We start from the raw sequence: 6751 nt of genomic DNA, 5'->3' as shown, positions 1-6751 counted from the left end.
AGGGCGCGGCGCGCGTGCGGTGGGGGCATCAGGGTCATCCTTCTGTCAGGCCAGGGGAGAAGGTCACGGTGAAGGAGTCGCCGGAGGCGAAGGCCGAAGCGGACGCCTTCAAATCCAGCCGCATCTTGTAGTTGTAATGGCGCAGATAACGGCCCAGAAGGTCGCACGACTCGAAGGAGGCCGTATCGCCGCCTGCCAGTCCCGCCCTGCCGCAGAACGTGGCGTCGCCCTTGAAGATCGCCGTGCCGTCGTCACGCTGCAGGGTGAGCGGCATGTGGTGATGCCGCAGGTAGTAGCCCGGCGGGTTCACCGCCTGGAAGGAGTGACAACCGCTGTTGGCCGGCCCAGCGGCGACTCAGATGAGTCGCCGATAAGAGTTATGCCTTTCCTGCGGTTCTGTACCTTCCTGCTCGACGGCGATCCGGTTTCCCCGTTTCTCCGAACCGCCGTCAAGATTCTGTGGATCGGCATCCGCCAGCAGCAAACCCTGCGTCCGCGGGGTGCCCCTGTTCTTCGTCAGGAGATGTTCCACTGCTGGGCGTTGTTGCCGTTGCAGGTCCACTGCCGCACTTCGGAGCCGGCCGCAGTGCCCCAGTTGTAGTTGTCCAGGCACAGGCCGCTGTGCCGGTTGGTCAGGGTGGAGTAGCCGCCTCCCACGGAGGTGATCCGCCACTGCTGGACGGCCAGGCCGTTGCAGGTCCACTGCTGGACGGGGGAGCCGGCCGCGGTGCCCCAGTCGGTGTTGTCCAGGCACAGGCCGCTGTGCCGGTTGACGATCGTGGAGTAGCCGTCGGCGGCCGGGGTGATCTGCCAGTCCTGGTTGGCCTGGCCGTTGCAGGTCCATTGGCGCACCTCGGCGCCGGGGGCGGTCGCCGCGTTGTAGTCGTCCAGGCACAGGTTGTTGTGCCGGTTGCGGATCCGCACCGTGGCGGGGGCGGCCTCACCCGAGGGGCCCGGTATCACGGTGGAGGTCGACACCGGGACGCCCAGGTTGGGGGTGCCGTCGGCGTTGAAGGAGATCTTCTGCACCCGGGTGGTGCGGGTGGTGCCGCAGCCCTGGCCGGACGAGGAGTTGGCGTGGTAGGCGATCCAGGTCTCGGTGCCGTCGGGGGAGGTGAAGAAGGAGTGGTGGCCCGGGCCGTAGACGCCGTTCGCGTCGTTGCGCTGGAAGATCGGGTTGGGGAACTTGGTCCAGGAGCCTGCCGCCAGCGGGTCGCCGCCTCGGTACTCCAGCATGCCGAGCTTGTAGTTGGGGCCGTTGCAGTGACTGGCCGAGTAGGTCAGGAAGGTGCGGCCGCCTCGCTGCAGCGCGAAGGAGCCCTCGTTGACGGCGCCGTCCTGGCGTTCCCAGGCCAGGGTGGGCGTTGAGATCCGGGTCCCGAAGGCGCCGGCCGTCCACGGGTTGGACATCGGCGCGATGAACAGCGACTGCAGGCCGTCGGAGGCGAAGGCCGAGAACGTCATGTACAGATTGCCGTTGAGTTTGAGCAGGCTGGCGTCGATCGCCCACCCGTTGTTGGGCATCAGGTTGACGATCCCGCGGATGGTGTAGGGGCCCATCGGGTCGGAGCCGGCGCTTTCGGCGACGTGGGTGCGGCGGGGCAGGCTGCCTTGTTCCACCGAGTAGTACAGGTACCAGCGGTTGTCGACCATCTCCAGGTGCGGGGCCCACATCGTGTTGCCGCCGGTCCGCACGACGACCTGCTCGGGGGCGCTGCGCAGACCGGCGATCGTCGCCGAGCGGCGCATCACGACGTCGGCCGACCAGGTGGTGGCGACGTAGTAGTAGAAGCCGTTGTGGAAGACCAGCGTCGGGTCGGCACTGTTGGGCGTTCCGACGACGGGATTGGTGAAGGACGGCCCGGGCGCCGCCGCGGCGCGACCGGGGCTGACGGCGGTATCAAGAGCAAGGGCCAGCACGCCGGCCAAGGCGAGCAGCAGCACTCGCCATGCCGTTCCTCGGGGAGGGGACAGTAACAACGGTCACTCCTGACATCGTTCGGGTTACGGGTATCGGTGCCGGGGGCGGGGCCGGTCCGCGAACCGGGGATCGGGCGAGGTCGCCCGTCACCCGGGCCACCCGGAAGGTGGCCTGGGCGGCCTGACCGGCGACGGTCAGTCCGCGAGGGGTGAGAGCAAGGTTTCCGGCGTGCGGGTACGGCGGGTCGGCCACGTCGCCGGAGCGGAGCCGCCACGGGGCGAGGCGGGACGATCGGGTCGGCCGGGCCCCGGTTTCGGTCCCGCATGTCGGTTAGTAGGCGAAGGGCCAGCCGGCCGCGTCCCAGCCGAGCTTGTTGATGCCGAGCAGGGACGCGCCGTTGTCGGCGTAGTAGTGGTAGAAGAGGATCGACCCGTCGGTGTCGTCCAGGTAGGTCTGGTGGCCGGGGCCGTGGACGCTGCCGCGGCCGGCCAGGATCTCGGTGCCGCCGCCGGAGTTCATCGCCACCCCGTTGCGGTCGGTGAAGGGGCCGTTGACCGAGGTGGAGCGGCCCACCATGATCCGGTAGGTGCTGGAGGCGCCCTGGCAGCACCGGTCGAAGGAGACGAACAGGTAGTAGTGGTCGCCGCGGCGGACGAGGGTGGGCGCCTCGATGGCGCCGCCGCCCCGGCCGGCGACGCTGGTGAGGGTGGTGCCGGTGCGCCTGCCGGTGGCCGGGTCGAGCTGGATCTGCTTGATACCGGACCAGAACGAGCCGAAGGTCAGCCACCAGCGGCCCTGGGCGTCGATGGTCATGCTGGGGTCGATGGCGTTGAAGTTGTCGCTGGTTCGGGACTCGATGACCAGGCCCTGGTGGGTCCACGATCCCGAGGCGCCGGTGGTGGAGGTGGCCAGGAAGATCGCCGAACGGTTGGAGCCGAAGCTGGAGGCCGAGTAGTACATGTGGTAGCGCCCGTTCACATAGGTGATGTCGGGCGCCCACACGTGGTTGCCGCCACCGGTGTAGGGGTGCGCCCACGAGACGCCCCCGGGGAAGGCCGACCCGGCGTTGCGCCAGGTGGTGCGGTCGGTGGAGGTCTTGAGCGAGATGTTGTCACCGGTGTGGGCCAGCAGGTAGGTGCCGCCCGGGGTCTTGGTCACCTCCGGGTCGTGCACGCCGACGTCACCGGCGACCGGGCCGGGAGGAGGGTAGGCGGACGGCGGGGTGGTGGGGTCACCGGAGCCGCCGAGCTTGACCAGCTGCCACTGCTGGTTGGCGCCGCCGGCGTCGGTGTACTGCGACAGGCGGGCGCCGTCGGCGGTGGACCACTCCCAGGTCTCCAGGGCCTTGCCGCTGTTGCGGTTGATCAGGCGGATGTGCCCCGCGTCGCTGTCGAGGACGCGGAACTGCTGGTTGGTGCCGTTGTTGTCGGCCCACTGCACGACGTTGGCGCCGTCGGCGGTGGAGCGGGAGGAGATGTCGAGCACCTTGCCGCTGTGGCGTGAGCGCAGCCGGTAGTAGCCGCCGCCGGAGTCGACGAACTGCCACTGCTGCCAGGCGCCGTCGTTACGGGACCACTGGACGATGGGAGCACCGTCGCCGGTGGCGCGGTCGAGGACGTCGATCGCCTTGCCGCTGTGCCGGTTGACCAGGACGTAGGAGGCGCCGGTGTCGATGACGGCCGCGGCGGCCGGGGACGCGGTCACGATCGACTGGCACAACGCGAGCAGTACCACGACGGCTGCCGCTAAGGCGGCGCCGACGCCACGGCGGTCGTGTCGGAGGGGAGGGCTTGAGAGTCTGTTCATGGGGGGTCCTCTTGTCTGGACGATCAGCAGAGGGAACAGGTCACAATGGTTGTTAACGTTAACAATCAACGGCGGAGGCGGTTGTTCTTCCTCTCGGAAGTCTTCTGATGCGGGTGCTCAACAAAGGGCTGTCGCCGATGTTGTTAGCGTTAACACTCCTCTGTGCAACCAGCGGTTCACGAGGTTGTGAGGAGATTGATTCTTAGTGTTAACACCAACATCGCCTTCGTCAAGGGGGCGTGCGGCATCTCCCGGAACGACATGAAGGACACACGGCGTCGTCGCGATCACTCATCGTGACCACGGGCTTCCCGATCGCAGGGAAGGTGGCTTCCCCCTCCGTCGCGCCATCGTCACGCCGACGTGTTCATCAAGACCTGGACCTGCGAGTGTGCCGACGCGTTGCCCGGCCGCGTCACCGACGTCATGGAAGTCTGGTTGTGCGCCCGTCGCGGGACGGGCGTCGCCGAAGATTTCCCACCATGACGCGGCCCATGCTGTGAAACTTTCACCGGGTCGGTGCCGAGACGCGACGACGGCGAGCGAGGGGATGGGGCGGGACGCGCGATCGAGCTCTCGGAGTGCCGCGTGTACTGGCGTACGGTTTCGCCGTGCCGCCGGTGTTCGTCGACCTTCAGGCCAGTTCTCTCGTAAACGTTTTCATCGTGTTCTGACCGGTCGTGGGAGTCCAGAGGGCGGCGGTCCTGCGCGAGCCGTCCGCGTGCAGCGGCGGTCCCGGACGGCCGGCCGGACACCGGGTCTGGTGTCCGACCTCGTCCGCCGGCGGCACGGATCCCGGCCCTGGCGCATGAAACGTTCAGGGCGCACCCATCGGCTCGGCTGGCCGGTGGTGACTTTTACCGCGAGGTCGACGACGGATGTTGACAGCGGCTCACCTCTTGTGGTTAAACCGCTTTAACAATCTGCGCTCCTCGCTGCAACGAAGACGAAACAAGTACAGGCTCGCCCCACTCTGTTCCTCCCATCGTGGGATCGCGTCCGGCACTGCTGGAGCGCCGGTCGCGACCCGCCTGGCAGGGACCGTCTGTCCGCGAACCATCCACACCCCCCAGTGATCAGTTCGGAACGAGCCGGCGTGTCGGCTTCGCCGATGTCAGAAGGCACTCCGACATCGCCGCGTACCCGGGGAGGCCCTGGCCGGCCCTTCTCCATCCGGCCTGCTCGGTCGTCCGCCTTCGCAAGCTCATCCTGATCACCCGGCCAAGGAGATCCCGATGCATCTCACACAACGGTGGCGAGCTCTTCGCCGGGTCGCCGCCCCGGCGATCCTGGTCATGGTCGCCGTGATCGTGCCCGGCACGACCGCGGCGAGCGGCGCGACCACCGCGGCCGTCTACTACGTGGCCCCGAACGGCAGCGACAGCGCGGCGGGGACCCAGGCCGCTCCGTGGGCCTCGATCGCCCGTGCGCAGGCGGCCGCCCAGCCCGGGGACACGGTCTACCTTCGGGGCGGCACCTACGCCTACACCCGCGCGAACAGCAACTGCGCCAGCCAGACGGCCCGGGTCGACGCGATCACCCTGAACAAGAGCGGCGCCTCCGGTAATCCGATCCGTTACCAGGCCTATCCCGGGGAGAAGCCGGTCTTCGACTTCTCCCGCATGACGGACAACTGCCGGATCAAGGGGTTCGGCGTCACCGGCAGCCACCTCCACCTCAAGGGGCTGGAGGTCAGGGGTGTGCCGCAGAACAACACCCTGAACGCCGAGTCCTGGGGCATCTGGGTCTCGGGCGACAACAACGTCTTCGAGCTGATCAACACGCACCACCACATGGGAACCGGCCTGTTCGTCAACGGCGGGGGCGGCAACCTCGTTCTCAACTCGGATTCGCACGACAACTACGACCCGAACAGCTCGGACGGGCCCGGCGAGAACGCCGACGGTTTCGGTGTGCACTACACGCCGGCCGGCCGGCCCGCGAACGTGTTCCGCGGGTGCCGCGCCTGGTGGAACGCCGATGACGGCTACGACCTCATCTCCACCTACTCGCCCGTGACCATCGAGCACTCGTGGTCCTGGCGCAACGGGTACATGCCGGGGACGACGACGCCTTCCGGCAACGGCGTCGGTTTCAAGGCGGGAGGCTTCGGCGCCGAGTACGACTCCGGCGCGGTGAAGCACACCGTCCGCTTCTCGGTGGCCTTCCTCAACAAGGCGGCGGGCTTCTACTCCAACCACCACCCGGTGGCCAACGACTACTTCAACAACACCGGCTACGGCAACCGCCCCGATTTCAACATGCTGGGGATCGCCTCGAGCGGCGCCGCCGTCGGCCGGGGCAACCTGCGCAACAACCTCGCCTACACGGGCACGCCGACGTCGAACATGGCCGGCACCAGCTCCGCGTACAACTCCTGGGACCTAGGCGTCGCCCTGTCGGACTCGCAGTTCCAGAGCGTGTCGACCTCCGGCTGGGACGCGCCCCGCCAGGGCGACGGTAGCCTGCCCGTGCTGCCCCATCTCCGCCCCGCCGCGAACAGCACCCTGATCGACAAGGGCACCGACGTCGGCCTGCCCTACACCGGGCAGGCCCCGGACCTCGGGGCCTTCGAGCGGTCCGGCGACACGCCGCCGGGGCGGCGGTACGAGGCGGAGACCACGCCGGCGGTGTGCCAGGGCAGCATCGACTCCAACCAGGTGGGCTTCTCCGGCAGCGGGTTCTGCAACGGCAACGCCGCCGTGGGCGCTTATGCCCAGTTCACGGTGAACGCGTCGGCGGCCGGTACGGCGACGCTCGGAATCCGGTTCGCCAACGGCGCCGGCAGCGGCAGCGCACGGCCGGCGAACCTGATCGTCAACGGATCCACGGTGGGGACGGTCTCGTTCGAGTCCACCGGCGCCTGGACGACGTGGGTCACCAAGACCGTGACGGTTCCGCTGAACAACGGCGGCAACACCGTCCGGCTGGACCCGACCACGGCGGCCGGATTGCCCAACATCGACCACCTCGACGTCAACGGCTGAGCGTGCACAGCGCCGTCGCCACGATGATGAACGAAAG

At 68.3% G+C, this 6751-nt stretch carries 3 protein-coding genes and 1 pseudogene; 1 reads left to right on the top strand and 3 read right to left on the bottom strand.

The window, feature by feature from the left end:
• Window positions 1-34 precede the first annotated feature (34 nt).
• From ACTOQ3_RS39620 to ACTOQ3_RS39610, 3 genes and pseudogenes are all read right to left on the bottom strand, one after another.
• Window positions 35-343, bottom strand: a pseudogene (locus ACTOQ3_RS39620) (AbfB domain-containing protein); the annotation flags it as partial.
• Between the two features lie 173 nt (window positions 344-516).
• On the bottom strand, window positions 517-1944 hold the full coding sequence (locus tag ACTOQ3_RS39615) for a family 43 glycosylhydrolase (protein ID WP_440088915.1): 1428 nt from the start codon (window positions 1942-1944) through the stop codon (window positions 517-519).
• A 307-nt stretch (window positions 1945-2251) separates the two neighbouring features.
• On the bottom strand, window positions 2252-3727 hold the full coding sequence (locus tag ACTOQ3_RS39610; RefSeq protein ID WP_440088914.1) for a family 43 glycosylhydrolase: 1476 nt from the start codon (window positions 3725-3727) through the stop codon (window positions 2252-2254).
• Between the two features lie 1235 nt (window positions 3728-4962).
• Here ACTOQ3_RS39610 and ACTOQ3_RS39605 point away from each other — a divergent pair.
• Window positions 4963-6714 carry a right-handed parallel beta-helix repeat-containing protein gene (locus ACTOQ3_RS39605; protein ID WP_440088913.1) on the top strand — a complete coding sequence of 584 codons (1752 nt, stop codon included), beginning with the start codon at window positions 4963-4965 and terminating at the stop codon, window positions 6712-6714.
• Window positions 6715-6751: the final 37 nt, after the last annotated feature.

The organism is Streptosporangium sp. LJ11 (assembly GCF_051918945.1).
Taxonomy (GTDB): Bacteria; Actinomycetota; Actinomycetes; order Streptosporangiales; family Streptosporangiaceae; genus Streptosporangium.
The sequence above is the reverse complement of the archived record's forward strand: the minus strand, read 5'-3'. Positions and strand labels throughout refer to the sequence as shown.